General features: G+C 52.6%; 27 protein-coding genes and 1 other annotated feature. Of the genes, 2 read left to right on the plus strand and 25 right to left on the minus strand.

All coding sequences use genetic code 11. From position 1 onward, the window contains the following. Window positions 1-8: 8 nt before the first annotated feature. The 13 genes from efp to EGT51_RS06555 all read right to left on the minus strand — a co-directional run bounded on the left by efp (window position 9) and on the right by EGT51_RS06555 (window position 10,535). Window positions 9-569, minus strand: coding sequence for an elongation factor P (gene efp, locus EGT51_RS06495; RefSeq protein WP_125575197.1), 561 nt, complete (start codon window positions 567-569; stop codon window positions 9-11). A 76-nt stretch (window positions 570-645) separates the two neighbouring features. Further along, window positions 646-1,710, minus strand: a complete 1,065-nt coding sequence (locus EGT51_RS06500; protein ID WP_135367948.1) for a M24 family metallopeptidase — start codon at window positions 1,708-1,710, stop codon at window positions 646-648. A 98-nt stretch (window positions 1,711-1,808) separates the two neighbouring features. Next, the gene (gene rpmA, locus EGT51_RS06505; protein WP_125575279.1) at window positions 1,809-2,102 is read right to left on the minus strand and encodes a 50S ribosomal protein L27; all 294 of its coding nucleotides are present in this window, start codon (window positions 2,100-2,102) and stop codon (window positions 1,809-1,811) included. Window positions 2,103-2,126: 24 nt separating this feature from the next. Beyond that, window positions 2,127-2,465 carry a ribosomal-processing cysteine protease Prp gene (locus EGT51_RS06510; protein ID WP_135367949.1) on the minus strand — a complete coding sequence of 113 codons (339 nt, stop codon included), beginning with the start codon at window positions 2,463-2,465 and terminating at the stop codon, window positions 2,127-2,129. Between the two features lie 27 nt (window positions 2,466-2,492). After that, the gene (gene rplU / locus EGT51_RS06515; RefSeq protein ID WP_011667708.1) at window positions 2,493-2,801 is read right to left on the minus strand and encodes a 50S ribosomal protein L21; all 309 of its coding nucleotides are present in this window, start codon (window positions 2,799-2,801) and stop codon (window positions 2,493-2,495) included. Between the two features lie 21 nt (window positions 2,802-2,822). Next, window positions 2,823-2,901 (minus strand) — a sequence feature (ribosomal protein L21 leader region). 48 nt (window positions 2,902-2,949) lie between these two features. After that, on the minus strand, window positions 2,950-3,621 hold the full coding sequence (locus tag EGT51_RS06520; protein WP_225428693.1) for a TetR/AcrR family transcriptional regulator: 672 nt from the start codon (window positions 3,619-3,621) through the stop codon (window positions 2,950-2,952). Between the two features lie 381 nt (window positions 3,622-4,002). After that, the gene (locus EGT51_RS06525; protein ID WP_135367950.1) at window positions 4,003-4,545 is read right to left on the minus strand and encodes a dUTPase; all 543 of its coding nucleotides are present in this window, start codon (window positions 4,543-4,545) and stop codon (window positions 4,003-4,005) included. Between the two features lie 10 nt (window positions 4,546-4,555). After that, window positions 4,556-5,497, minus strand: coding sequence for a hypothetical protein (locus EGT51_RS06530; RefSeq protein WP_135367951.1), 942 nt, complete (start codon window positions 5,495-5,497; stop codon window positions 4,556-4,558). Next, complete coding sequence (locus tag EGT51_RS06535) at window positions 5,490-6,368, minus strand: exonuclease SbcC (protein ID WP_135367952.1); 879 nt, start codon at window positions 6,366-6,368, stop codon at window positions 5,490-5,492. Before EGT51_RS06535 ends, EGT51_RS06530 begins: the two co-directional genes overlap by 8 nt. 613 nt (window positions 6,369-6,981) lie before the next feature. Then, entirely contained in the window at window positions 6,982-8,322 is a 1,341-nt protein-coding gene (gene glnA / locus EGT51_RS06540; protein ID WP_135367953.1) for a type I glutamate--ammonia ligase, read from the minus strand. Between the two features lie 41 nt (window positions 8,323-8,363). Continuing rightward, window positions 8,364-8,744 carry a MerR family transcriptional regulator gene (locus tag EGT51_RS06545; protein WP_135367954.1) on the minus strand — a complete coding sequence of 127 codons (381 nt, stop codon included), beginning with the start codon at window positions 8,742-8,744 and terminating at the stop codon, window positions 8,364-8,366. Between the two features lie 109 nt (window positions 8,745-8,853). Then, window positions 8,854-9,783 (minus strand): tRNA (adenosine(37)-N6)-dimethylallyltransferase MiaA, encoded by a 930-nt coding sequence (gene miaA, locus EGT51_RS06550; RefSeq protein ID WP_135367955.1) that lies wholly within the window; start codon window positions 9,781-9,783, stop codon window positions 8,854-8,856. Next, a complete protein-coding gene (locus tag EGT51_RS06555; protein ID WP_135367956.1) occupies window positions 9,780-10,535 on the minus strand; it encodes a glycerophosphodiester phosphodiesterase in 756 nt (251 codons plus the stop codon). Before EGT51_RS06555 ends, miaA begins: the two co-directional genes overlap by 4 nt. 204 nt (window positions 10,536-10,739) lie before the next feature. On the opposite strand from EGT51_RS06555, the gene EGT51_RS06560 reads away from it, so the two are divergent. Continuing rightward, on the plus strand, window positions 10,740-10,916 hold the full coding sequence (locus tag EGT51_RS06560; protein ID WP_125575207.1) for a DUF3042 family protein: 177 nt from the start codon (window positions 10,740-10,742) through the stop codon (window positions 10,914-10,916). Window positions 10,917-11,237: 321 nt separating this feature from the next. Here the strand turns inward: EGT51_RS06560 and EGT51_RS06565 are convergent, their stop codons facing one another. From EGT51_RS06565 to EGT51_RS06595, 7 genes are all read right to left on the minus strand, one after another. Then, the gene (locus EGT51_RS06565) at window positions 11,238-11,648 is read right to left on the minus strand and encodes a rhodanese-like domain-containing protein (RefSeq protein WP_135367957.1); all 411 of its coding nucleotides are present in this window, start codon (window positions 11,646-11,648) and stop codon (window positions 11,238-11,240) included. Window positions 11,649-11,677: 29 nt separating this feature from the next. Continuing rightward, window positions 11,678-12,649: an ROK family glucokinase gene (locus EGT51_RS06570; RefSeq protein ID WP_135367958.1), complete on the minus strand. Its 972-nt coding sequence runs from the start codon at window positions 12,647-12,649 to the stop codon at window positions 11,678-11,680. Between the two features lie 4 nt (window positions 12,650-12,653). After that, entirely contained in the window at window positions 12,654-12,884 is a 231-nt protein-coding gene (locus EGT51_RS06575) for a YqgQ family protein (RefSeq protein WP_135367959.1), read from the minus strand. Window positions 12,885-12,926: 42 nt separating this feature from the next. Beyond that, window positions 12,927-13,607, minus strand: a complete 681-nt coding sequence (locus EGT51_RS06580) for a rhomboid family intramembrane serine protease (protein WP_135367960.1) — start codon at window positions 13,605-13,607, stop codon at window positions 12,927-12,929. Window positions 13,608-13,622: 15 nt separating this feature from the next. Next, window positions 13,623-14,174, minus strand: a complete 552-nt coding sequence (locus EGT51_RS06585; protein WP_135367961.1) for a 5-formyltetrahydrofolate cyclo-ligase — start codon at window positions 14,172-14,174, stop codon at window positions 13,623-13,625. Window positions 14,175-14,232: 58 nt separating this feature from the next. Further along, window positions 14,233-14,382, minus strand: coding sequence for a 50S ribosomal protein L33 (rpmG, locus tag EGT51_RS06590; RefSeq protein WP_081721478.1), 150 nt, complete (start codon window positions 14,380-14,382; stop codon window positions 14,233-14,235). A 790-nt stretch (window positions 14,383-15,172) separates the two neighbouring features. Next, window positions 15,173-17,284, minus strand: coding sequence for a peptidoglycan D,D-transpeptidase FtsI family protein (locus tag EGT51_RS06595; protein ID WP_135367962.1), 2,112 nt, complete (start codon window positions 17,282-17,284; stop codon window positions 15,173-15,175). Between the two features lie 400 nt (window positions 17,285-17,684). Here EGT51_RS06595 and EGT51_RS06600 point away from each other — a divergent pair, with 400 nt between their 5' ends. Then, a complete protein-coding gene (locus EGT51_RS06600; RefSeq protein ID WP_225428694.1) occupies window positions 17,685-20,459 on the plus strand; it encodes a YfhO family protein in 2,775 nt (924 codons plus the stop codon). A 415-nt stretch (window positions 20,460-20,874) separates the two neighbouring features. On the opposite strand, the gene EGT51_RS06605 is transcribed toward EGT51_RS06600, so the two are convergent. The 5 genes from EGT51_RS06605 to pheT all read right to left on the minus strand — a co-directional run bounded on the left by EGT51_RS06605 (window position 20,875) and on the right by pheT (window position 26,780). After that, complete coding sequence (locus tag EGT51_RS06605; protein ID WP_135367963.1) at window positions 20,875-21,183, minus strand: HesB/YadR/YfhF family protein; 309 nt, start codon at window positions 21,181-21,183, stop codon at window positions 20,875-20,877. A gap of 220 nt (window positions 21,184-21,403) precedes the next feature. Continuing rightward, a complete protein-coding gene (greA, locus tag EGT51_RS06610) occupies window positions 21,404-21,880 on the minus strand; it encodes a transcription elongation factor GreA (RefSeq protein WP_125575216.1) in 477 nt (158 codons plus the stop codon). Between the two features lie 99 nt (window positions 21,881-21,979). Continuing rightward, a complete protein-coding gene (udk, locus tag EGT51_RS06615) occupies window positions 21,980-22,663 on the minus strand; it encodes a uridine kinase (protein ID WP_135367964.1) in 684 nt (227 codons plus the stop codon). Between the two features lie 3 nt (window positions 22,664-22,666). Further along, the gene (mltG, locus tag EGT51_RS06620; protein ID WP_135367965.1) at window positions 22,667-23,800 is read right to left on the minus strand and encodes an endolytic transglycosylase MltG; all 1,134 of its coding nucleotides are present in this window, start codon (window positions 23,798-23,800) and stop codon (window positions 22,667-22,669) included. Window positions 23,801-24,371: 571 nt separating this feature from the next. Further along, entirely contained in the window at window positions 24,372-26,780 is a 2,409-nt protein-coding gene (gene pheT / locus EGT51_RS06625; protein WP_135367966.1) for a phenylalanine--tRNA ligase subunit beta, read from the minus strand. Window positions 26,781-26,783: the final 3 nt, after the last annotated feature.

The following is a 26,783-nucleotide window of genomic DNA, read 5'->3' on the forward strand; positions in this document are numbered from 1 at the left end:
CGTAAAACCTAGGCGCGAGAAATGTAAGTCCCATCGGTTGAGTTGATGGAGAGCTTGTCGCCTTCGTTAACGAAGAATGGCACTTGAACAACCAAGCCCGTGTTCATGGTAGCTGGCTTGGAACCACCAGAAGCGGTGTTCCCCTTGATGCCAGGTTCCGTCGCAACGACTTCCAAGACTACCGTGTTTGGTACTTCGATTCCCAGCACTTCGGAACCGTATTGAACCAAGTCAACGTTCATGTTTTCTTGTAAGTAAGGCAGTTGGTCCTTGATCTGTTCGCCAGGCACTTCAATTTGTTCGAAGTTGTCGGTGTCCATGAAGACCCGGTTGTCGCCGTCTTCGTACAGGTATTGCATGGAACGCGTTTGGATATCCGCTTGTTCCATCTTAGCACCGGCACGGAAAGTCTTTTCTTGAACGGCACCCGTCCGTAAGTTCTTCAGCTTTGAACGAACGAAAGCGCCACCCTTACCAGGCTTAACGTGTTGGAATTCAATGATGCGCCAGATTGCGTGATCGACTTCAATTGTTAAACCATTTTTAAAATCAGCAGTAGAAATTGCCATAATGTGTTAGCCTCCTAAAATATGTCCTCTTTATAATATCAATTCTTACCCATAAAAAGCAAGATTGGCGTGCCACTTACAGAATAATTAAATTTCGCGGCACGGTCGTCAGGATTTCATGACCGGTCCGGGTGACCAACAGATCATCTTCAATCCGAATGCCCCCCTTGCCCGTGAAGTAGACCCCGGGTTCAACAGTGATGACCTCATTGGGGGCCAAAACGTCCGGCCACCCGCGGCCAATGTTGGGGCCTTCATGGATATCCAAACCAATCCCGTGGCCAGTACCGTGGATGAAGGCGGGACCGTAGCCCTGATCAGTTAAGTATTGCCGGCCAATCACGTCCAGCTCATCGCCAGTCGCGCCGGGACGAACCGCCGCCATGATCTTTTCTTGAGCCGTTTGCACGGCGCGATAGGCCGCCGTTAGTTCGGCGCCGGGATCGCCCAAGGCCACGGTCCGGGTCAGATCCGAGGTGTAGCCGTCCACGTAAAAGCCACAGTCAATGGTGACCAATTCGCCGGTTGCTAAGACCTTGTCACTAGCCTGCCCATGGGGCCAAGCGGACCGCACGCCACTGGCCACGATGGTCCCAAAGCTGGGACCAGTGGCGCCGTGGTCTTGCATCCACCGTTCTAGCCACTGAGCCGCCTGCCGTTCGGTCATGCCCGCGTGCAGCACTTCCAACAAGGCCAAGACGCCCTCACTGGTCAATGCCGTCGCCCGGCGAATCGCGGCCACCTCGGCGGGTTCTTTGACTTGACGCAACTCGTCGATCACATTTTTCAGTGGGACGATGTCCGTCATCAAATGCTCATCTAGCCACTCAAACTCGGCTAAGGTTAAACTATCTTCAATTCCCAGTACCGTGGCCCCAGCGGCCTCTAAGGCATCATCTACGGCTTGTAAGTAGTCGCGGGTGATGGTTTTCGGTACCGCTGGCATCGTACTGGCCAACTCGGCCTCATAACGCGCGTCCGTAATGAACACGGCGTCATTTTGCGTCACCAACAGATACCCGTCACCGGATTCGACACTGGTCCCCACCAGATAACGTTGATTACTAGGGGAAGACACCAAAAAACTATCAATACTCAGTCCTGCAAACTTGGCCTGCAGGCGTTCGATTCTAGTCGTCATTTAACCTCAGCCTCCTTGAAGATTGGAAGAAAAAAGAAGAACTCAAAGCGAATTGGTCTCGCCTCAAGCTCTTCAGTCGTTACGAGGAAAACCTCGTGTTATTTAGCTGCTTCTTCTGCAACTGGGTATACGGATACTTGGCGCTTGTCACGGCCCAGACGCTCGAATTTAACGACGCCAGCAGCCTTAGCAAACAACGTATCGTCACCACCGCGGCCTACGTTCAAGCCTGGGTAGATGTGCGTCCCACGTTGGCGGTAAAGGATAGAACCAGTGGTAACCGTCGAACCATCAGCAGCCTTCGTCCCAAGACGACGACCAGCAGAGTCACGACCGTTAGCAGTGGACCCACCACCTTTATGGTGAGAGAAGAATTGTAAGTTCATGTTCATCAGCATAAGTTTCACCTCCGCAATTTAGTCTTTGATTTCAGCGAATTCAACAAAATCCGCGTAATTTGTGGCGACATCTCTTAACCCATCCGCAAAACTCTGGAGGAGTGTTTGTCCCTTAAGTTCGGTCGATGCTTCCAGCTTTGGTGGCAGGTGAACTTCCAGAAAGCCGCCCGCCTGATCACGATTGTCGACTGACACCGGAATCTTGGCGACCCGTTGTAAGCCATTAACTGTCGTAATCGCAAGCACCGAAACCGCAGCGCAAACAATGTCTTGACCATACTCACCTGAGTCAGCGTGGCCAGTGATTTGAAATGAGTTGATTCGCTTCGCACCATAGTGGATTGTCGCGTGAATCATCGAGATCGCCTCTCTTATTCGTTAGGCTTAAGCGTTGATAGCATCAACGACAACCTTAGTGTATGGTTGACGGTGACCCTTCTTCGTGTGTTGGCCCTTCTTGGCCTTGTACTTGAAAGTCACAACCTTCTTTTCCAGACCCTGCTTTTCAACAGTCCCAGTTACGGTTGCACCAGCAACAGTTGGCGTCCCAATCTTAGGCGTGTCGCCACCGACAAAGACAACTTGGTCAAAAGTAACCTTTTCACCAGCTTCAACGTTCAACTTTTCGACGTAAACAGCTTGGCCTGCTTCGACCTTGTACTGCTTGCCGCCAGTTACGATAATTGCGTACATGTATGTGCACCTCCTTCATACTTTTAGACTTAGACTCGCCGAAAACGAGTGCTCCGCAAGCGGAAAACTTAAAACTCGTCCCGAGCGGTTGCAGCTGTGGAAGTCCACAAATACAACATGAAAATTGTACTTGATGGGGCCCTTCGTGTCAAGCTTTTTCTGCATTGGCAAATGAATCGACACCGACCGGGGCGAACCAAGCCGCCAGGGGCGTGGTTTCCGGCGCCAGTAGCTGACAAAAAGTTCGGGCCAAAAATTCAGGTCGATAACGCCGATTGTCATTTAGCCAGTGATGAACCAGCCCGGTAAAGGCCGTGGCCAGAAAGGCTGCCTGGACGTCGACTGGCGGTTCATCCCCCGCCGGCGCTGGTAATTGCCGACCGTAAGCCGTCAACTCGCGTTCAAACCGCTGCAAAAGCCGCGGTTGAAACTGCGTGAACTGCGGGTGGAGCAAGACCAACAGAATTTGGTGATGCTCATCCACGTAACGCAGGGCCGGGCCCAACGCAAAGCCGGTGGTGGGCTCTCCTTGCGGCGTGATGACGGTCGCCTTAGCGGTCGCGAACCACTCATCGATCACTTGCTGTTCTGTCTGTTCTAAGAAGTCCAATTTATCCTTGTAATGAAGGTAAAAGGTCCCTCGAGTAATCTGTGCTTTTTGCGTCAACTTCTGCACGGAAATCTGTTTCAACGACTGCTGCTGCAACAGGATGCTCAGCGCCTGTCGCAGGCGTTCATTGGTCCGTACGACGCGTGGGTCTTTTTGACTGATAGGTCTCGCTCCTTCCCTGCTAGAAAGGGGCTGTGCCAGCTTGTACACAGTCCCTTAGTCTCACCAATTCATCGCGTTGAAATTAGTCGGCCACTTTGACAACCAGTTTTTGACCAACATGCTGTAGATTCCCGGCTTCACTGTCCTCGACCGCCGCCTTACCGTTACGCGACATACGCTGGGGGAGGACGGGTCGAGCCAAAAGTCGGTCTCGCCCCTTGCTTTGAGCCGAAGATCACGTCTCAAAGTCACCAATGCTGATCTCGTTCAATATCTGCCTCATCATGTCATCAACAGCCACTGATTGGCCACTATTGGTGAGTGACACGCTCTGCCGGAGACGGCCGGAAATGGAAGCGTCCCCGGCCGTCGCAGGCCTTGTCGTGCAGCCTAGTTTTCGCGCAACGGTAAGGCGGCCCGAACGATCAATCAGTAATTGTTTGCTTGACGGTCCAGGTTGACTTGGCGCTTGGCTTCGTAAGCGGCTTGGATCTGGTCTTGGCTGAAACCGAAGTCCACGAACCCCCACTTCAGGAACAACCGCCAAGCGTGGCGGAAGTCCTCTTGTCGGTGGGCGAAATGGCTGTTGAACAGCATCCGCTTTAAGATCAAGTACTGTTGGTCCAAGTCCTTGGCCGGTCGGCTGTTGGCTAACGTGGTCAGGTCTTCTTCCGTCAACATGATCAGATGCGTCCAGGTCTTCTTGGCTGATACCAAGAAGAAAAAGTCCATGGCGTCCGTATATTCCGTCAATAACGTCTCTTCCGGCGTTTGCCCGTCGTCAGCCTTGCCGCGGTGCGTCTTCCACACCTTGAACCACTCCGAGGTGTTGGCCACCTCAGCGAGTTCCACGTCTAAAGCCACGTAGGCATTTTCAATCTGCGACTGCCGGGACATTTCAATATCGCGATCCCGGGTGATCTGCTCATCTAGGGCGATCGATTGTTGAACTAACTTTGCTAACTCTAACACGTGTACCCTCCTAGCCGAAAATCAGGGGATCAGATTTAATTTCAAGGTCCGTCAAGTTTTCTAAGTACCAGTCACGCATGAACGGGTACTTGAGTAAGACGTCGAACCACGATACCTTCTGGTCGTCATCGTGCACGGTCAAGACCCACTCTGGTTGCCCTTCCAATTGGTTGTTGAAAATATCGACCACAACGCCGTGCTCCAACGCAATTTCCGCGCCGTTGCCGTTCACACCGTTGGTCAACATGTAATCTTCCTTGGCCGCCATTACGAATAAACGGTCGACGACGCCAGCTGGTAAATCAGCGGCCCGCACGGCATAGTTTTGCCGGTTGGCAGCGTCGAGTAAGTTGAAGTCCACGGAGTAGCCGTAGTCTTCTTTTAAGTACCGGGCAAAGTCCACCAGGATCTGGACGGACGTTTTGACCGTTTCGGCCGGCACCGCATCGTGGAGGTCGATGATAAATAATTGCGTCAGAGCGTGGCTGTTAAACCGGAACATTTTACGTTCTAGGTTCAGGTAAAACAGGGATTGGCCCGTGGCCCGTTCGCGGTAGTAGACCCCACCGTTTTCGGACGTTTCGACGCGGAAGTTAAAGGTCCCCCGGTCGCCCAGTGGTGTTAATTGCTGGGTCAATTCCTCGTGGTGGTCCCGCGATTGTAAGATCACGTTTTTGCCTTGGTCGTGTAATTCCAGCATCCGGGACATAAACAACAGGTAGTAATCTGCGTTGCTGTACTGGTGCGGGAAGGTCACGTAATCGGAATCCAACTTAAAGTCCGCCAGTTCCGTTGCCGCCGCGACCAATTCGTCTGGTTCCGTGGTCTTGATCAACTGATCCATCAGCTTGGTGAACCGCAGTCCCGTTTCCAGGCCGTCCTTGATGGCATCGTTGTAGTTGAGCAACCGGCCACTAGTCGTCAAAGTCGAGGGGTCATTTTCGTTAATCATTGTTTAGCACCTCGCCCTCGCTCTTGCCTAAGAGACTGTTCAAGTAATCCGCATACAGACTCGCATTGTGTGCTTCAAAGTGTTCGAAGTCATCAAAGGCATCGCGGATACTTTGCTTTTCGTAATTCAAAATCGTGTCTTCTTTCGACAGCACCAAAATCTTGTCATCGTTTTCCTTGATGGTCTTGTGGGCGTTCAAGGCTTGTTCGTCTTCGTCCGCCAACTTGGTCAGCTGGTCGATGATATTTTGCCGTTCGTCCTTGAGCTTGCCGGAATCCCAAGGCATGCTGCTCTTGGAACTGTTTTCCTTCAGCTGTTCACGCAAGTCCGCCTTTTGGTTGTCCCGCGTAGTTTGGGCATCCACCAGCCGTTGGAGCTGTTCGCTTTGACCGGAAATGGACTCGATCTGGGCGGTGTTCAACCGTTGACCGTGGGCTTCTAAGGCAAAGGAGTCCTTGAGCTTTTGGTATTCCTTTTCGTCGAACTTAAACTGCACGTTGATTACGTCTAAGTCGCCGAATAAACGCCGGTCCCACCAGTTCCCAAAGTAAATGTGGAACAGTCCCGTGGTATATTCTTCGTAATAGAAGAACGGGTAGATGTGACCTAAGTAGTCAATCAATTTGTCACTTAAATAGTGGCTGATTTCTGGGTGAATATTGTCGACCAGTTCGGCCAGATGATTGACGCTGCGAGTCGAACGGGTCTTTTTAACTTCTTGGTAGTAGCGCACTTGGTCCAACAGTTCGTAGACCTGGCGATCATCGCCGTGCTGAACTGCCGCCTGTAAGGTGCTTAAGTAATCGAGCTTGTTGGCGATTGCCTGTGTTAAGGTATCGGCGGCACTAGCTTGTTGTTCTTGATTTTCCATGGATTATCCCTCATTATTCTGATGTTCCCTAGCGCTTGCCGTGAACATTTGGTTATATCTTCATGTTACCAAAAATTCTGTGAGAAAAAAGCAGTTTGCCCGAAGTTTTAGGGGAAATGCAGGAATTTTTCCTTATCGCCGGACTTCGGTCGGGGTTTCGTTGGTGATGCTGGTTGGGGTGGCCGCCTTACCGTTCGCCAAATATGGGACTGGAACGCGGTGGGCGGACCGTTTCAAGCCTGAGAGACGGTCTTGAAACTCGCTTTGAGCCGAAGAACACGTCTCAAAGACGCCAGTTGCCTAAGCGACAAGCCCAGTCGCTAAGGCAACTCCCACGGCTGAGCCCATATTTGCCGAACTCTCGGCTACGATAGTGGCGTGTCACCAACACCCCCGTTGACCTCGTTCACCGGCAGTTGCGCCGCAAAAAAGCAATCGGACTTCCCACAGATAATTCCACCAGAACAGCCAGAGAGAACATTCACCCGCCATGGCAAGCCAATGACTCGATCCGTGTTCCCAATCCTCGCTCACAGTAAGGCTTTGGGCGTTTCAAAAAGAGAGCCCGGACCAGCAGTCCTGAGCTCTCCCATGATGTTTAATTAACCTGCGTTTAGTACAGTTCCAGGTATTGATCCCGTTCCCATTCGGAAACTTGGGTCCGATAGGAATTGTATTCCAGGTTTTTGGCTTCAATAAAGCTTTGATACAGATGCGGCCCCATGGCATTGCGCATCACGTCGTCGGCTGCCAAGTCCTTTAAGGCGTTGTGCAGCGTGTCTGGCAAGTTGGTGATATGGTTTTCTTGCCGTTCTTCGGCATCCATGCGGTAAATATTGCGGTCGATGGCCTCTCGCGGTGCTAACTTGTTCCGCAAGCCATCCAAGCCGGCTTCCAAGACCGCCGCAATGGCCAGGTATGGGTTGGCCGCCGGGTCAACACTCCGCAATTCCAACCGCGTAGACAAACCACGAGAATTTGGTACCCGAATCAGTGGTGAGCGGTTAGAGCCGGACCAAGCCACGTAAACTGGGGCTTCGTAACCCGGAACCAGCCGCTTGTAACTGTTGACGATTGGGTTGCAGATGGCGGTAAAGCTACGAGCGTGCTTCAACAGGCCGCCCAGGAAGTGGAAGGCGTCTTCGGACAATTCCATTTCCCCGTTCTTATCGAAGAAGGCATTGCCTTGATCGTGGAACAAAGACATGTTCAAATGCATCCCGGAACCGTTGATGCCGGCCAATGGCTTAGGCATGAACGTCGCGTACAGACCGTACTTGCGGGCGATGGTCTTGACCACCAGCTTGAACGTTTGAATGTTGTCGGCCGCAGCCAAGGCGTCGGCATACTTGAAGTCGATTTCGTGTTGGCCAGGCGCCACTTCATGGTGAGCGGCTTCGACGTCAAAGCCCATTTCTTCCAGCGTCAAGACGATTTCGCGCCGGCAATTTTCACCCAAGTCCATGGGAGCCATATCGAAGTAGCTCCCCTTGTCGTTGAGTTCCGTGGTTGGTTTGCCATTTTCATCCATCTTGAACAGGAAGAATTCAGGTTCCGGTCCAATGTTAAAGTCCGTAAAGCCCGCCTTGCGCATGTCGCCCAAGACCCGAATCAGGTTGTTCCGTGGGTCGCCTTCAAACGGCTTGCCATCGGTGGTGTAGACCTCACAAATGACCCGCGCAATCTTGCCCCGTTCCGTGCTCCAAGGGAAGATCATCCACGTGGAGAGGTCGGGGTACAGGTACATGTCACTTTCTTCGATCCGGACGAAGCCGTCGATAGAAGACCCATCAAACATTAACTTGTTATCCAGTAACTTACCGAGTTGACTGATGGGAACTTCCACGTTCTTAATGGTGCCAAATAAATCGGTGAACATTAGCCGCAAGAACTTGACGTTTTCGTCCTTGGCCATCTGACGGATCTCATCCTTGGAATATTCCGGTTTTGCCATGAAAATCGCTCCCTGCTATTTTTTAGAATCCAACATCTGTCTTAAAGGGGTCGTTGCATCCCCGGCGTCGGGTGACCCAACCCACCCTGGCGAATGAATTCATCCTGCAAAATGCGCCGGACATCCTCATCCGTCAAGGGCTTTTGTTGCGCCGTAGCCTTCGCCTGGGCTGCCTTTTGTTGCTGGTCGTAAATGGCTTTGATGCCCGCCACGTTGACCCCGTCAGCCAGATAATCCTTGATCTCCAAGAGCCGGTCGACGTCATTTAACGAATACATCCGCCGGTTCCCTTCGTTACGTTCGGGAAAGACCAACTGCTGGGCCTCGTAGTAGCGAATCTGGCGCGCCGTTAGACTGGTGAGCTTCATGACCGTTCCAATCGGCAAAACTGCTAGTGAACGACGTAATTCTTTTTCCTTCATCACTACTGGCCCCCTTCAACTATGAGGCTATCATACCACCCTGAAAGCGGTAGTCAAGCATTCATGTCAGAAAATCTAACATCGGCGTCAAGCCTTAACTATTCCTTAATTAATTGTGAGAACTAAGTCCCGCCCACGAAGCAACCTGTGACTGAATCTGGGCGTACGTTTCCGGGTGTTGGACCAGGTCATACCAGGTCGCCGTGGTCTGATTGCGAAACCAGGTCAGCTGGCGTTTGGCATAGTGCCGCGAGTCTTGCTTGACCTGCGCAATGGCTGCTGGATAGGCCGCGGGCTGATCGATCACCGGCAACAATTCCCGGTAACCGATGCCGGTAGCGGCCGGTAGCTGGGTGCCGCCCTGTTGGTCCAGCCAGCGGACCTCATCGAGCAAGCCGGCTTCAATCATTTGGTCCACGCGTTGATTGATTCGTTGATACAACAATTGGCGGTCCGTGTTCAAGGCGACATACAGCTCGTCATACTGTGGGCCACCATTGTCTTGCCGTGAGAACGGCTTTCCCGTGACCTGGATGACCTCTAGGGCCCGCACCGTGCGTCGGACATTGGTCGGGGGAATCTTCCCCGCCGCCACGGGGTCTAGCTGTTGCAGGCGTTGCCAGAGGGCCTGGGGGCCATTGGCTTGAGCCTGCGCGCGCAATTGCTCGCGAATGGCCGGGTCACCGGGTGCGTCGGCCCCTAATTTCAGCCCGTCGAACAGGGCCTGCAGGTAAAAGCCCGTCCCTCCAGCAATGATAGGCAAATGCCCCCGGTCTGTGATCTCTCTGATCAGTCGTTGGGCCGCCGTCACGAATTGCGCGACCGTAAACTGCTGGTCCACGTCACAAATGTCGATCAGATGATGGGTCGCGGCAGCCTGTTCCGCCGAGGTCGCCTTGGCCGTACCAATATCGAGGTGGCGATACACCTGCATCGAATCCCCGGAAATGATCTCCCCATCAAACGCCTGGGCCAACCGAATGGCCAACGCCGTCTTGCCGACCGCCGTCGGACCGACGACTGCTAAAACTTTTGTCATGCTTCGTTGCCTCCCTGAATTTTCGTCCGTAACGCCACGGCGCGGGCTGGGTAGTCCGTGATCAGCCCAGCAAAGTGGTGGCGCAAGCAATACGCCATGTCGGCGGGACTGTTGACGGTCCACGGCCGCAGTTGCACGTGCGGCAGCCAGAACCGGTGGGCCTTGACCCAGCGAATGTCCGGATGCAAACCGCCGACCAGGTGTTGCCGCTGCATGCGCCGCGCCTGGCGACCGGCCGTCTTGAATAATTTGGCATACTCGGCCTGCGGGTACAGGCTACGCAAGGTGATGATCGACTGGGCCCGAAAGCTGGAGAAGACTAGTCGAAACGGTACCGGTTGCCGCGTAAAGTAATCCGCCAGGGCCTGTTCGATGCCATCATAATGAATCTTATTGGTTTTCAGTTCCAGGTTAAAGACACCCGTGAACTCATCGCGAATCAACAGCTGAATCACCTCATCGAGGGTCGGTATCTTGGTCCCGGCAAATTCACTGCCGAAGTGACTACCGGCATCGAGGCGCTTTAATTCGGCCAACGTCTGATCCTGGACCAGTCCGGTGCCATTGGTGGTCCGGTCGACCCTTTCGTCATGCATGATGACTAATTGCTGGTCCTTAGAAAATTGGACATCCGTCTCAATCCCATCGGCGCCAGCATCCAGCGCCGCTTGAAACGCCAGTAGCGTATTCTCCGGGCGCGTGCCCTTGCTGCCACGGTGGGCAATAATCTGTGTGGGTTGTCTCTTAAACACGAATCCCCATTCCTTTCACGTTCAGACTTCTGTAGTAAGGGTACCACAGAACGGCCGGCTTGCCGCTTAATTTTGTGAGAAAACCACAACGACCCGTCCGCAGAAGAATCCCCCTTAATCGGGTAAATCGCTAGCAATTTCGGCTGAAAACAAGCATAATGGAAGCGGATAACTAAAAATCTTACATGATGGGAGTCGGATACGATGAAGCACTTTACGAAAGGTTTCTTATTTGGCGTTGTTGCTACTGCTAGTGCCGTTGCTGGTGCTGTCTTTTCTTTCAAGAAAAAGGTCGTTCAACCAATCGAGGACCAAGAAGCCCGGTTTGAAGAAAACCGCAAGCGGGCCAACCGCAAGAGCCACGCCGCCCACCACGGTTAAGTTTAAACGCAAATACGTAGCGACCAGGACGCAATGCCCTGGCCGCTTTTTTGTTTGTTTGCGCTCGCTGTCCGCCTACCGTTCGCCAAATGTGGGTGGACGGCTTGAGACCTGGTGAGACTGGCGCTCGATCGTAAAAAAATAGAGCCCGGGATAAAGTCTCCCAGGCTCTCGCTACTTTTACGTAGCTGAAACGTGCGCCAAAAGGCAGCCGGTTCCGCTTAGACCTGATAACCAAACAATCCAAGACCAGGATTATTCGGTTATCAGCCTTAATGCTCGCCGGCTAACCGCCTTTGGGCCCACGCTCTTTGCGTTAATTTACTCTGATTTCTTAGTCTTTCCCTGCCAACGGGCGTAACCCGTCTTCAGGATAGAAATATCTTTGTACCCTTCCTTACCCAACATTAGCGCGGCACGGGTGCTGAGTGCCTTACCTTGATCGTACAGGTAGACCGGTAAGTCAGAACGGATACCGGTATGGTAAGTTCTAAACGTTGAATACGGAATGTTGCGGGCCCCTAAAATGTGACCTGCATCGAAGTCTTTCTTTTCACGCAAGTCAATGACCTGCGCCTTACGCATGCCTGCTTGGAAGGTCTCCTCGTCAATGACAGTGGAAACCTGATTTCGCCGAACCACGGTGATGAGTTGCCAGGCGGCCCACGCGATAATCAAGACTAGCAAAATGATGGTGTAGACCGTCATTCCTGAAATTGCTGCAATTACCAAACTAAATCGTCCTTCCTAAACCACAAGTTCTAGTTACTCTTTTGGAAACGCAAAGCTAATGAAGCGGCACCAATGACCCCGGCATCGTTCCCTAATTGGGCTAAGCGTAACTTAGTTGAGTCACGAACGGCTGGGAAGGCATTTTCTTGGAAATACCGCGTCGTTGGTTGTAATAAAGTGTTGCCGGCGTTGGAGACCCCACCACCAATGATGATGTTGGCCGGGTTCAAGATGTTGGCCACGTTGGCTAAGGCTAAGCCTAAGTAGAAGGTCACCCGATCGACCACTTGGTTGGCCAGGATATCGCCGTTGTCGGCCAAGTAGAAGACCATCTTGGAGGTCACACTTTCTTGATTGTCTTCCATTTCCTTCAGCCGTGACGTGCCCATGAAGTCCTTGGCCATGTCGTTGGCGACGTGGACGACCCCGGTCGCGGAAGCGTATTGTTCCAAGCAACCGCGTTTGCCACACGTACATAAGTACCCATTTGGTTGTACCGTGACGTGGCCTAATTCGCCGGCGCCACCGTTGATTCCGTGAAGCAGATGGCCACCAGCGATCACACCGCCACCGACACCGGTCCCCAACGTGACGAAGACGACATCGCTGTCTTTTTCGCCGGCACCCTTCCAGTATTCACCGAGGGAAGCCACGTTGGCATCGTTGTCCAAGATAAATTGTAGCCCTAAGCCAGCTTGAATCTGATCGCGTACTTGTTGGCGCTTCTTCCAGTTCAAGTTGAAGGCGCCAATGACCGTGCCGTTTTCAATGTCGACAGAGCCGGGCGTCCCCATCCCGATCCCCAAGAAGTCATCCTTGCTGAATTCGGAATTGGTGATGTGTTGACTGATTGAGTCAATGATATTTGGCACAATGTGGCTACCTTCGTCGGTAATATCCGTTGGAATGCTCCATTTCGTCAAGATATCCCCTGCCAGTGAGAGAAAAGCCATTTTCGTGGTCGTCCCACCTAAATCGATTCCAATTAAATTCCGTGCCATAACGCTAAATACCTCCAATGGATTGGTGATTATTTTTTGCTCGTTGTTCCTCTAACCGGTGCTCATGTGTCAAAACAATCTTGGCCTGGACAAACGTCGAATCGTCCACCACTCGGGCTTGACGGAGGTGGTCCAATTCTAATGCCATGACTTCGATGTCAAACAGGCGTCTGCCGATATACACATAAATACCAAACTTTTTAAGTAGCTGCTGAACATCATATAACGTTTTCATTGTGCCACAACCTCCATGAAATTGCACGAGACTTTTCGGGGTTTACTGCGCCATGCCGTGTAAATACAACCAGACCAATCCACCAATTAAGACAATGGTTGCTACCACTCTTTTAATTGGGCTAACCTTACCAATTCTGGGAACACCAACTGTATACGCTACCAGAAATCCGGTCACCAGTCCGCCTAAATGCCCGGCCAAATCGATACCGGGCGTAAACAAATCAAAGGCGATGTTCATGACGACAAAGGCCAAAAAGGTCCGTGCCAATTGACGAATCACGGGATTTTGCCAGAAGGATTCCCCTAACATCAGAAAGGCGCCAAACAGGCCAAAAATCGCGGTGCTGGCACCGGCGGATAGACTGTCCGAGAAACAAAACGAGGCAATGTTACCACCGATTCCCGCGACCAAAAACATGGCCAGAAACCGAGTGTGCCCAAAGGCCGCCTCAATTTGCATCCCCACAAAGTACAGGGTCACCATGTTCATCAAGATGTGCGTGAACCCAATGTGCAAAAACATTGGCGTAAACAGGCGCCACCATTCTCCTTGTTGAATCAGCGGATTGAGCTTGGCCCCAAAGGTGATCAACACGTTCACGCTGGTACTGCCACCGGCTAGCGTCATGGCCAAGAAGACCAGCACCATGATCACGATCAACCCAACCGTCATAAAGGGCGTCTGGTCCAATCGCCGCAACCGGTATTTAAAATTCGTCACCGCAAGGCTTCCTTTCTATTCGACGGGTGCCTTTAACACGGCATCCAATAAGACATCAAATGGTTCAACCGACCAACTGGGCTGGCGTGTCTGCTGCGCGGGCAGCGCCAACGCCACCTTAAAGCCAGTCGTCTGGGGTAAATAGCGGTCGTAATAGCCGCCGCCAAAGCCCAATCGTTCACCGGTATCCGCAAAGACCAGTCCTGGGACCACAATTAAGTCAAACGCCGCTGGTTCGATAATCGCACCATTGACCGGTTCCTGCAAGCCAAACGAACTGGTCGCAAAAGTCGTCTGCCGATCTACCACGTGAAACGCCATCTGGCGATGTGGTAAGGTGGCCGGCACGGCAACGGTCTTTCCGGCGGCGTGGGCTTGGTCGATGATGGGTTGCGTCGCTAATTCAAAGCCACCACTGATGGTCGTGGCCACACGTTTGGCATTTTGCCAGGCTGGCAAGGCAAAGAGCTGACGATAGAGATCCGCCGATGCTCGTTGCCGAATTGCTGCGGGCATCGTGTTCAACGCCTGAATGGTTTGTTGCCGAATTACTGCTTTAGTTGGCATCATTTACCCCCTCGGTCGATTTTTTCAATAAAAAAAGGTGCGGACTCTCGCCCGTACCTTACTTAGTTTCACGATGCAAAGTTACTTTCCGTTCGCGCGGGCAGTACTTCTTAAATTCAACCCGGTCCGGGTTATTACGCCGGTTCTTGCTGGATAAGTAGTTGCGTTCGTGGCATTCCGTACATTCTAAAGTGATGTGTACACGCATTGTGGGTAACCTCCCAACTTGTTTAGAATTACAGGCTAGAGCCCTTAACTCGTAATATATTACCATTAATCCGCCGCAATTACCAGGGATATTGCCAAATATGTTAAGGAAAAATACTTAACAGCTGGTTTTCGCCGGTAAAACTAGTGGTTTCTGGCAAAGTAGTTGTAGCTGGCCGCCTTGCCGTTCGCTAGAGATGCGTTGGAACGCTGAGGGCGTCGGCCCGAGCCAAAGAATGGTCTCGGACCTCACCTTGGAGCCGAAAAATCACGTCTCCAAGCTGCCAGTTTCCTAAGCGCCGTGGACCCTGCCGCTAAGGAAACTCCCACAGCTGAACGCATCTCTAGCGAACTATCGGCTACCGTAGTGCTTGTCAAAATAACGCGTTCCGGACCGCGGCTACCAGTACCCATCGCCATCCTTAAAGCATTCGGCTTAGGTCCCCTGGTTGTCACCACCCCGCCTGACAGCTACGTGCAATTCAGTCATGGGGGCCCTTCAATTTTCATTATCGGCTCAGCGCGTTCATCACATGCAAGCGGCCATGCATCGTCAAATGCAAGCACCAATCTCGTCGGAACCACCAGCAGCGTGAAGTGAGGCGAAAGACCGCTTTTCAGGCAGAAATCGGCCCCCTAGCAGGCGAAATGGTGGTGCTGGTGACAGAGACGCTGACTAATGTCGTTTACCCACAGCGGGCCCGCCTCATCTGGGGTGAGCCGGCGAAGTGCCATTCCACTCAAATAGCCGTCGCAACCTGCAACGGTCACAACGGCTATTTTACCAACGACTATCCGTTGGTATTCTGAGCGGCACCAGCTTTGGTTGCCTTGGTTGGGTTCGTCAACGTTGAAGTTGATTGTACCGACTTCCAGTAGGCAGCGTAGATCTGTTTTGCCAGCTTCATGTTATTGTCTTCGGCACTCGTGCTCAGGTTTGGCATCGCTAAGGCCACGACCACTTTCGGATCGTTAGACGGCGCGTAGGAAGCCAAACTCAAGGTGACCGTTTCGCTCCCCTTGTAGTAGGTTTGCGCGGTCCCGGTCTTGGCGGAGATACCTGGCGAGATGGAGGCTAATTCGGCCCCCGTCTTGTAGGTGTTGGTCCCGTGAACCACGTCGTAGAGCCCTTCGGTAACCAATTTCTTTTCTGCCGCCGTCATATCGATGCGGTTCAAGACCTTGGGGGTGACCGTGGACTTCACAGCGCCCAGCGTGCCGTCTGACTTGGTTCCGCGGATGGATTCCACCACGTGAGGTGCGATCCGCGTTCCCCCGTTGGCAATCGTGGACATGTATTGGGCAACCTGTAAGACCGTGTAGGCATCGTAGTTCCCAAAGGACAAGTCCAAGGCATTCCCAATGTGGGCTTTACTGCTGGAACCTTGTAACCCGGTACTTTCGCCTGGTAAATCAATCCCGGTGGCAACCCCCAACCCGAATTGGTTGAAGTAGCCCCGTTCCTTGGCGAAGATGCTGGTCCCCATGGTCAGGGCACCACCGGAAACGTAGTTGAAGTTCGCTTCCTTCATGGCCAGCTGCATCATGTAGGAGTTAGAAGAAACTTCCAGCGCGGTCGACGCGTTGACGGCCATGTTGGCGCCACCGTTAGCGTTGAACCAAGAAGCCTTCTTGACCCCGCCGACCGTGATCGGCTTATCGGTCAGGGTGTTGTTCGTTGGTGTGATCACACCATCCATCAAAGCGCCAGAAACCATGGCACCCTTGACGACAGACCCCATAACAATGTCACTATTCATGGCCCCTAAGGCGTTCGTGGTGATCTTACCCGTGGATGGGTTCCGATCGACTCCGGCCATCCCGATGATGCCCCCAGTTTGTGGGTTCATCACGATGGCGTAGGTCCCGGTCGAGACACCCCCAGCGCTAGATTCAGCGGAGTGGACTAAGGACTGCAGCTTCTTTTGGAACGTGGAGTTGATGGTCAATTGGAGGTTATCCCCCTTAGAGCCACCATACTTCTTCACTTCCTTGGTCACCGTGGTCCCGGACACTTCGACCTGTTTTTCGGCCTTGGTACCGCGCAAGACGGATTCGTACTCTTGTTCCAAGTAAGACTGACCCACACTGTCGTTTCGTGAGTAGCCTTGCGCCAAGAGTTCGTTGACCCGGTCACTTGGTAGCCCGGTCTTTTCGGATGAGACCGTCCCGATGATCGATTTGATCGACGACCCGTTAGGATAGTTCCGCGACCAGCTCGTCCCGACTTGTACCCCAGGCATTTCGGACAAATGCTCACCGATTTCCGCAATTTCCTTGCTGGAAACGCCGGAGTCCTTGATGTAGGTGGTCGATAACGAGTAGGCCCCACTCATCTTAGCGAAAATGGCCGCCGCGTTCTGTTGTTTCTTGGTCAGTTTGAACGAGGAGTCATTTTCCAAATAAGACAGTGCCTTGTTGTAAAGTCCCGTCGTTGACAAGCCCTTGGTCCCGGACAGCTTGCTTTCCACTGCTTTTAACCGTTTCGCATCGGTCAAGTAGTAGTCGATCGCCTGGCGGGGTGTCAACGAACTGGTTGAGACAGTTAAGTAATTGCCGAGCTTGTTAGCGATGTCATACATGCTCGATGACAGTACGCTCACGCCCTTGGTATAGGTGATGGCTTGGTGTGCCTTGTTGCCGACCAACACCTTACCGTTCGAATCGTAAACCATCCCCCGTTGCACGTTGGTGGTTTCAATCGTGGTATCAGTCGAATTGACCTCGGCCTTAAATTGCGACCCATAAATTACCTGCAAATACGCCAACTGACCTATCAGCGCTGCAAATAACAGGGCCACAATAATGAAAAGAATATTCAACCGAAACGGGATCTCTGACTTAATGGGACCGCCACTAGATCGCCGATTACGGTTGCTAACGCGATTATAAAAATTCTTCACAATCTCTGCTCCTTGTTGTACAGCTACTATTTTACCAAATTTCGTTGCCGGTCACTATCCCGCTTCCGAAATTTAAACAATCTATGCTATTCTAGAGACCGGAATTAAATGACGCTCACTTGGTATTCTAGCATACTGTGATTCGACGCCAAGCGGCCTGTTCCCCATTTTACCAAAAATAAATAAAATATGGGGTTTTTCGCTAGAATTCCCGTCAGTTCCGTCACTGAATTACCACGAATCGTCACAAAGTTAGTTGAGTTCTGAATTATCTTTAAAATTGTTTAAGCGGCCAACCAGGGCGACCACATTATAGTATGATGGTAAAAGCGAGGCTCAGGAAAACTGGCCGCCAGTAAATGAACGCCAGGACCACTGGAATTCGTCAGAGGGGCCAATCATGGCAACGGTGTCTTTTCCAACCCACAACAGTGGCCCCTGGCTGACGGCAGCGTCTGGCTTTTCTAAGCCAGCCGGCACCCGCATCAGCACTTATTTCAGCAAATTGCATTTAAACTTTGGAAAGATTGAGGTGGCTTCCTTGCAAAAAAAGAAACAGCGTTGGGCCCTCACCCGACGACAGTTAACCTTACTCGGGGCGTTTTTGACCCCCTTCTTATTGATGACGATCTACTTCATTTACCGGCAAATGGCACCGTTTGGGACCAATAGCTTGTTGACCGTGGATCTGGGCCAGCAGTACATTGATTTCTTCGCGTATCTGCGGCGGGCCATTTTACACGACCCCAGCAGCATCGTGTATTCCTTCGCTAACGGCCTCGGTGGTGAAATGCTGGGGACTTGGGCCTACTACCTGTTGAGTCCGCTCAACTGGCTATTGTTGCTGTGCCCCGGGGCCAGTCTGACCACCGGCGTCTTCTTGTTGACCGTTCTCAAGTACGGTCTGGCCGGGTTGACCTTCGCTTGGTTGCTTGACAAGACCACCCAACAGACCGGATTTCAGGCCGTCACCTTTGCGACCGCCTACGCCTTGATGGGCTGGTCGATCGCCAATCAGCTCAACATCATGTGGCTGGACGCGGCCTACCTGTTGCCGTTGATTTTCTACGGGCTGTACCTGCTGATGCACACGGGCAAATGGCGGACCTACGTGGTCTGGTTGACCCTCATGCTCATCGTGAACTACTACATGGCCTACATGATCTGCCTGTTTATGATTTTAGCCTTCATGTGGCTCGCCGTTGATCAATTCACGAATTGGCACCACTTCTGGGGTCAGACCGCTAAGTTTGCGGCGACTTCCGCCGTCAGTGGGCTGCTTGCGGCCGGCATCCTCTTGCCGACGTGGTGGTCCCTGGCACAAAGCAAGGCCCAATACACCGTCACGACCTTTAAATGGAAATTTGAATTCTTCCCGCCGAAGATGATTGCCAAGTTCTTCATGGGCGCATTCAATTTTGACCAAATGCCGAGCGGCACGGCCAACCTATTTATCGGCGCCATCGCCTTATTGGGAAGCCTCTTCTTCTTTGGCGACCACCGGATTCGCTTACGTAGCCGGATTGCCGCGGGTATTGTCACGGGATTTCTCGCCCTATCCTTATGCGTCCAACCCTTGGACCTGCTGTGGCACGCGGGCCAATTTCCCGTTTGGTACCCCTACCGCTTCTCCTTTGTCGTCAGTTTCTGGCTGATCTGGTTAGCCGCGCAAACGCTGACCGCCGACTTCGAGCCCGGCTGGCTGGCCATTGCCGTGGTCACGGTGATCATCGCCATCGGGGCGGCCTACGTGGCCCTCAACCTCAAGTCCTTCAAATTCCTGCAGCTCAATCTCGTCTTGTTGGGCATCTTCTTTGTCGTCTTAGCCCTGGGCTTGACGACCTTGCCCGTCAAACACCACTGGATCTACCCGTTGGCCTTCTTCGTCATTGGGGTCACCGAAATCTCGGCCAACGCCTTCGTCTCGTTAAACAACATCAGTTACGTCTCTCAGGGCGAGTACGGCAACTACACCAACGAGCTCCAGCGGCTGGTCAATCGCGTGCAGAAGCGCGACGACAGTGCCTACCGCATCGGCAAGACCTTCTTACGGACCAAGGGCGATGCCTTTCAAACGGGCTATGCCGGCGGCGGCGTCTTTTCCTCCGTTCTCCCCAAATCCACGCCCGCCTTTTACGGCCACATCGGTAGCCCGGACGGCGACGGTTTCGTGGAATACAGCAACGGCACGCTGGTCACCGATTCCTTGTTGAACATGAAGTATTACTTCCAGCAAAAGCAGTTATCTGGCGCGTTGAGTGGTACCAGCATGCTGCCCGCCTCCACGAACAAGGCGGATCTAGCCAGCTACCGTGCGATTGGCCAAGACCACTGGGCGACCACCTACCAAAATCCCTACGCCCTGCCGATGGGTTACGCAGCGAGCGACCAGATCTTGACGCTAAAAAATAAGACCGCGGATCCCGCCCAGTACCAAGCCAATTGGCTGGCGGCACTCACGGGCAAGACCACGGATCAAAAGCTCTACACGGCCAAGAATTTCGATCAAGTCACGTTCCAAAACATCGCCCAACAAACCAAGATCACGGGGGCGGTCCTTCAGCGTAAAAACCTGCTGAAGCCGGCCAAGATCACATTGACCTTCACGCCCACGACCAACGACGCTTACTACCTGACCTTTGGTTCCACGGTCAATCCGGACAACGCCACCTTCATTTTGAACGGCAAGACGCTAGATCAGTACAAGACCTACCGAAATACCATCATGGTCAGTGCGGCCGACCACGCCAAGGGCAAGCAACAGAAGCTGACAATTCAACTGAAAAAGGGGTCGCTGTGGCTGGAAAACTTCACGCTCTATCAGTTGAACACGGCGAAGTTCCAACGCGCCGTCGCTCAGCTCAAGCAACAGCCTTGGCAGTTGACCAAGCACTCGAGTCGCTACTTCAGCGGCACCATCACCAGTCGCCACGCCAATCAGGTGCTCAACACCTCCATTCCGTACTCGGCTGGCTGGCACGCCACCGTCAACGGCAAGGCCGTCAAGACCTACAAGACGATTGGCATGTTTACCGCCATCAAGCTCCCGCAAGGCAAGAGTACCGTGACCCTGGCCTACTGGCCACCGTTGCTGAACATGGGCCTATTGATCAGCGGTCTGACGCTCATCGGCCTGACCGGCGGCTGGTGGTTCGTTCACCGGCGCCGTCCCTAATCTCACGCATTAGCAACCCCCATCGCAGGCATCATCGGCCTGCGGTGGGGGTTTTGTGTGTCTGAGGTGAGTTGTTTTGTGGCGACATAGCTAGAACATTCCGCCTACCGTTCGGCAACTATGGGACTGGAACGCGGTGGTGATTCGCCCAACCACGTGTTTAGCCCAGCTACTCCCGTGATACTAGCTAACGTCTAGCTGATGGAAACAACTCCTGACTCCCGTTAGAAGTGACACTTGCTTTGTCGTCCCAGCCAGCTGACGTTTGGGGACCGGTCACTGCACGAGGTCGTCAGCGCTTTGTCGGCACCGCTTCTCAGCGCACGCGAAGCCCAGGCTAACGCAAGCATTGGACTGGCTAGTAGCCACCACAGAAAAAACCACCAACCCAAAGGTCAGTGGTTAGCGGTAACCGTCATTTATCCAGTTCACCGTTGTCATCATAAATATAAACTGGGCCATCCGTCTTGGCGTCGTAGTCGATCGTTAGGTCGTAGCCGACGAAGAACCATTGGTCGCCTTCCGTGATGTAGTAAGTCACGTCATCTTTCTTTTCCGCTACGACTGGGTGGCGGGGATGATCGTCTGGTGTCATGCCTAATGAGAATCCTTCATGCACAGGCGTCTTGCCGTAAACCTTACCAAAGAAACGGACACCGTGGCCGGCCATACCCATGCCTTCACGGAACCATTTGCTTGCTGCATCAGTCACATTAATTTTCATTTGTAAGACTCCTCTTTGACAGTCTATGAATCCGTTTTCATAACCATTTATACCACGCCAAGTAGGGTCTTGGCAAGTATCATTTCACTAACTACATGATACACAATTAAATTGTTGCCCGCAAACTAACTGCTCAAAAGTAAGTAAAAGGGCGCCCCGACCGCAGTCAGTGCACCCTCACCTGATGACCACCAGTGGTCGCCATCCGCAAAATTTTTTCTTAGTCGACCGCTAAAATCTTGACGGTCATGTCGCCACCTGGCGTGTCAAACGTCACTTCTTCACCGTTACGGTGCCCTAACAGGCCCTTGGCAATTGGTGAATCGTTGGAGATTTTACCAGACATTGGGTCGGCTTCAGCGGCCCCCACGATGGTGTATTCTTCGGGTTCTTCGTCTGGTAATTCCTTGAACGTCACCTTCTTACCCACCGTGATTTCATCCTTGTCAGAGCCATCGTTGTCGATGATCTGCGCGTATTGCAGCATCCGTTCAACGGTGCTGATCCGCGTTTCCAACATACTTTGTTCGTCCTTGGCTGATTCGTATTCTGAGTTTTCAGAAAGGTCACCGTAAGACCGGGCGATCTTGATCCGGTCAATCACTTTTGGCCGTTGAACCATCTTTAAATCTTCCAGTTCGGCTTCGAGCTTCTCCTTACCTTCTTCAGTCATTGGATACATTTTATCTTGTGCCACATTGGCCACCCCTTTAGCGTATTTTGATTTGTGGAATTCCACAACTTAAATTTAATTTGATAGAAAAGGCTAGCCGTTTACCAGCTAACCTGTCCTATTCTATATGGTTGTATCTGGATTGTCAAAAACTTGGTCATTGCCACTAGCTTCGAGGATCGCCCGAATCTTAGTCACCAGCAGGTCGATAGCCACTTGGTTCTCGCCACCTTCTGGCACGATCAAATCAGCGTAACGCTTCGTCGGTTCCACGAATTGATGGTAAGTTGGCTTAACCGTTGCCAAGTACTGTTGGATAACGGACTCCAACGACCGGCCCCGTTCGTTCATATCCCGTTGAATCCGCCGAATGATCCGAATGTCATCATCGGTATCAACGAAGACCTTGATATCCATGAGGTCCCGTAAGCGTTCGTCATCTAAAATCAGAATCCCTTCCAAAATGATGACGTCGCGTGGTTCCTGGTGAATCGTTTCCTTACTACGCGTGGACAACGTGTAGTCGTAAACGGGCTTTTCGATTGGTTCGTAGTTCAACAACTGCTTGAGTTGTGAGATCAACAAGTCGGTATCAAAGGCCAGCGGGTGGTCGTAGTTCACGGCGGCCCGTTCCTCCATCGTCATATCGTCTTGGTTGTTGTAGTACGAATCTTGTTGCAAAATCATGATTGAATGCCCAATCAATTGATTGAAGATTGCCCGACTAACCGTCGTTTTCCCGCTACCGGAACCCCCGGTAACCCCAATGATAATCGGTCGCTTTTTCTTTGCCAACACTGTCGCCATCCTTTATTTATTATCGCTAGCTAATGAACTGGTTTTTTCTTGATGTTGCGCGTAAGTCTGTGAGAAGTAAACCTTCCCCGTCTTGGTGTTCGCGATGAAGTAGTAGTACCCCTTCTTGCGGTCCTTCGGGTGTAATACCGAATGGATCGACGAGGTGCTAGGACTGGCAAACGGTCCAGGACCGTACCCGGTGTGGATATACAGATTGTACGGCGACTTGACCTTCAAATCCTTGTAGGTCAACGTCGACTTCGTGGTCTTTAAGGCATACTGGACAGAAATATCGGACTGCAAGGCCATCCCCGCCTGAATGCGGTTCAAGAAGACGCCCGCAATCTTGTCCCGGTCGGTCTGGGTCACCCCTTCACGTTCGACCAAAGAAGCCAGCGTCAACGTTTCTTGGACCGTCAGCTTTTGCTTCTTGATCGTGGCGTAACTGCTTTGCAAGTTCTGATCCATCTTGGCCACCATTTGGGTGATCAATTGTTTCAAGGTCATCTTCTTGCCAGCCTGATACGTCGCGGGAGCTAAATACCCTTCCAACCGATACCGGACGTGCTTGGCTTTCTTGGCCGAACCTAACAGTTGTGGATATTTCGCCGCCAACTGATTGAAGAAGGCCTGATCCTTAATCAGACTCATGAATTCCTTTTTGGTAAAGTCCGTTTGAATCGGGATCTCCGCGGCCAACTGGTCGATGGTCTCGCCTTCACGCACTAACACTTTGCCGGCCGTACTCTGGATGGGTTCTGCCGAGCCACCCTTTTGTAATTGCCGGGCAATTTGTTTCAACGTCATGGACGGTTTCAGCTGGTAGTACCCAGCTTGGAAGTTCGTGAACTTATTTGATTTGACGTAGTAGTTAAAGACCATGCCGCTCTTAACCACTTTCTTGTCCTGTAGGATCTGCCCAATCTTATTGGAAGTCGCTCCCATCGGAACGTGAACCTGAACCACGTCGTTATCGCTAGAATCCAGCGGCTTTAAGGCTGACTGAAAATAGTGATAGCCGAAGAAGCCAATAATCACGGCCAAGACCACCAGCAAGCTGACCACGCCAATCATAATGCGGCGGCCAAACGACCGTTTCTTCCCCGACTCTTGCCGCGACGGGGTCGGATTTGTGCCATTATCCAACTTATTTCCTCCGTTCTAATGCCATAGTCTTCTCTATTATACAGAAATTCCGGGCGAGCGGGAACCTGAAATGGGGATTTGGGAAAATTGTAATAAATAGAGTGTGGCGAAGGGCGGTTAGCTGGCGAGCATTAACGTCGCTAAGTGAATACCCCTGGGCTTGGGGTATTTACTTAGCGGGGTTAAGCGCAACCAGCTGCCCGGTAGCCACACGTTTCAGAAGCCGCCAGTTTCCGGATCCTCTAGACGAGCACCTACCTAACGCTCCCAACAAATGTAAAAACTAACAGCCTGCCGGGCAGTAGCCCTTAATCTTGCTAAGCGCAGGGACCTGGCTCGCGCCACACGTTTCAAAAGCCGCCAATTTCCGGATATACCGGGACCAGACTAACTTAAAGCTCTAAGCAAGAATTATCACTAACCAATATGACCGGCCTTCCCCTAGCATACTACACCCAACGCCCGACCCTGACGTTTGATTCTTAGCTCACCTAACCAAAAACACGCCCACCTCCCCCATGGGAAAGTAGACGTGCGTTAATTTTACAACTTTCAAGAACGCGCTAGTGCCCTAACGAATTTCAGCACCGAGGTCGTCTTGCAGCCGCTTTTCAACCTTTTCAAAGGCTTGGGTGACCGCGTCATCGACCAACGTGGCGTGCTTGTCTTGGTACGTCAACGTGTAGGCCAGGGACTTCTTGCCCTTAGGTACCTTCACGCCATCGTAAACGTCAAACAGCTTGACGGATTGTAAGAACGCCCCGCCACGCTTTTCGATCAGGGCCACAATTTGTTCGTTGGTGATGTCATCGTCGACCAGCATCGCCACGTCACGGGTGATGGCTGGGTAACGGGAAATCACATCGTATTGATTTTCTTGCTTAGGCATATCGATGATAGCCTGCAAGTTCAATTCAAAGACGTAAGTGGCACCAATCTTGAATTGCTTGGCAATCGTCGGGTGAACTTGACCCATGAACCCGATGCGGTGCCCGTGAACCAAAATGTCCGCGGTCCGGCCTGGGTGCATTTCTGGCATGTCGTGGTTGGCCACGTAGGTGACATCCCCGTTGACCGCCATGTCCTTCAGGTAGGCTGCCACGATCCCCTTAACTTGGTAGAAATCGACCGGTTGGGCTGGTAGGTCCCAAGCCGTGGGCAACAACGTCCCGGTAATTGCCCCAGCAATGTGTTCTTGTTCGTTGGGCCGGTCCACGCCGTCTTCACGGTAGAAGACCCGTCCCTGTTCGTACAGGGCCACATCCTTGACCTTACGAGCGCTGTTGTAGGCGATGTCGTCCAGCAGCCCCGTGATGATGTTCATCCGCAAGACCGCGTGATCGACGCTCATTGGCCAAGCCAACTTGGTCGTTTCACTGGCCTGCATCATAAACATCTTGGCCTTGTCTTCGGTCGTCAGGGCATAAGAAATGGCTTGGTTCAGGCCCAGCCCCTCCAGTGAGTGCCGCGTTGCCCGCATTAATTTTTGGGCCGTCGTCAACTCACCCATGGTCATGCGACCGGTGGGTAAGGTGGCTGGCAATTCATCGTAACTGTAGATCCGGGCAATTTCTTCTAGCAAGTCGGCTGGAATGTGAATGTCGTTGCGCCGAACCGGTACCGTGACCGTCAACGTTTCCCCATCAGCGGTAACCTCACAGCCCAACGTGGTCAGGATGTGGGTCACTTGGTCTTGGGACAATTCTGTCCCCAAGACGGCGTTGATGTGGCTCATGGTAATGGTAATCACTGCGGGAGCGGGCACGTTATCCGTGGCCACGACCGTCCCGGCTTGGACTTCGCCACCAGCCAGGTCTGTCATCATCTCTGCGGCGGCGTCTAAAGCTTCTTGAACGCCGGCTTGGTTCACACCCCGTTCGAAGCGTTGGGAAGCGTCCGTGTGCAGATTGTGGCGTTGGGCGGCCTTTCTGATGTGGTCGTGTTCAAAGACGGCGGCTTCAATGGCTACGGTGACGGTCCCGTCAGCGATGGCCGTATCCAAGCCCCCCATGACCCCGGCCAAGGCGATTGGCTTTTGGTCGTCCGCAATCACGATGTCGTGGTCGTCTAAGTCGTGTTCCCCTTCGTCTAGGGTCGTAAGCTTTTCACCGGCTTTAGCAGTCCGGACGTAAACGTCTTGCCCGCTAAATTTATCATAGTCAAATGCATGTAACGGTTGACCGTACTTCAACATGATGTAGTTGGTGATGTCGACCACGTTGTTGATTGGCCGGTAACCGGCGTTCCACAGGCGAATCTGCAGCCACATGGGACTGGGAGCCAATTTGACTTGCTTGACCAGACGCATCCGGTATTGTGGTGCCAAGGCAGCATCGGCGTGGACCGTCAATTGGTCGGCGATGGCCGCCCCCGTCTCCTTGACGGCGGGTTGGTCGAACTTCACGGGCAGGTCGTAAATGGCGGATAAATCATGTAACGTCCCGTATAGGCTCAACATGTCCCCACGGTTTGGCGTCACGTCCAAATCGATCAGGCTGTCGTTCATGCCCAGGTAATCGTAAACGGCGTCACCAGGCGTCGCATCGGCAGGCATCACGTAAATCCCATCGGCATAGGCCTTAGGCACAACGTCTTCAGGGAAGCCAATTTCTTGTAAGGCACAGATCATCCCGGCAGACGGCACACCGCGCATCTTGGACTTCTTGATCTTGACGTTGTCTGCGATGCGTGATCCCGGTAAGGCCACGATCACCTTTTGGTCCTTGGCGATGTTCGGCGCACCACACACGATCTGTAGCGGTTCGTCTTCACCGACGTCCACTTGGCAGATGTGCAAGTGATCGGAGTCTGGGTGGGCTTCCACGGACAAGACGTGGCCGACCACGATCTTCTTTAAGCCGTCGCTAGGCTTGATAACGTCATCGACTTCCACGGAAGTCCGTTCGATTTTTTCCGCCAAGTCGGCTGGTTTAACGTTTAAATCCAAATATTCTTTAATCCAATTGTATGAAATCTTCATGGT

Source organism: Levilactobacillus suantsaiihabitans (genome assembly GCF_004745505.1).
Lineage (GTDB): Bacteria > Bacillota > Bacilli > Lactobacillales > Lactobacillaceae > Levilactobacillus > Levilactobacillus suantsaiihabitans.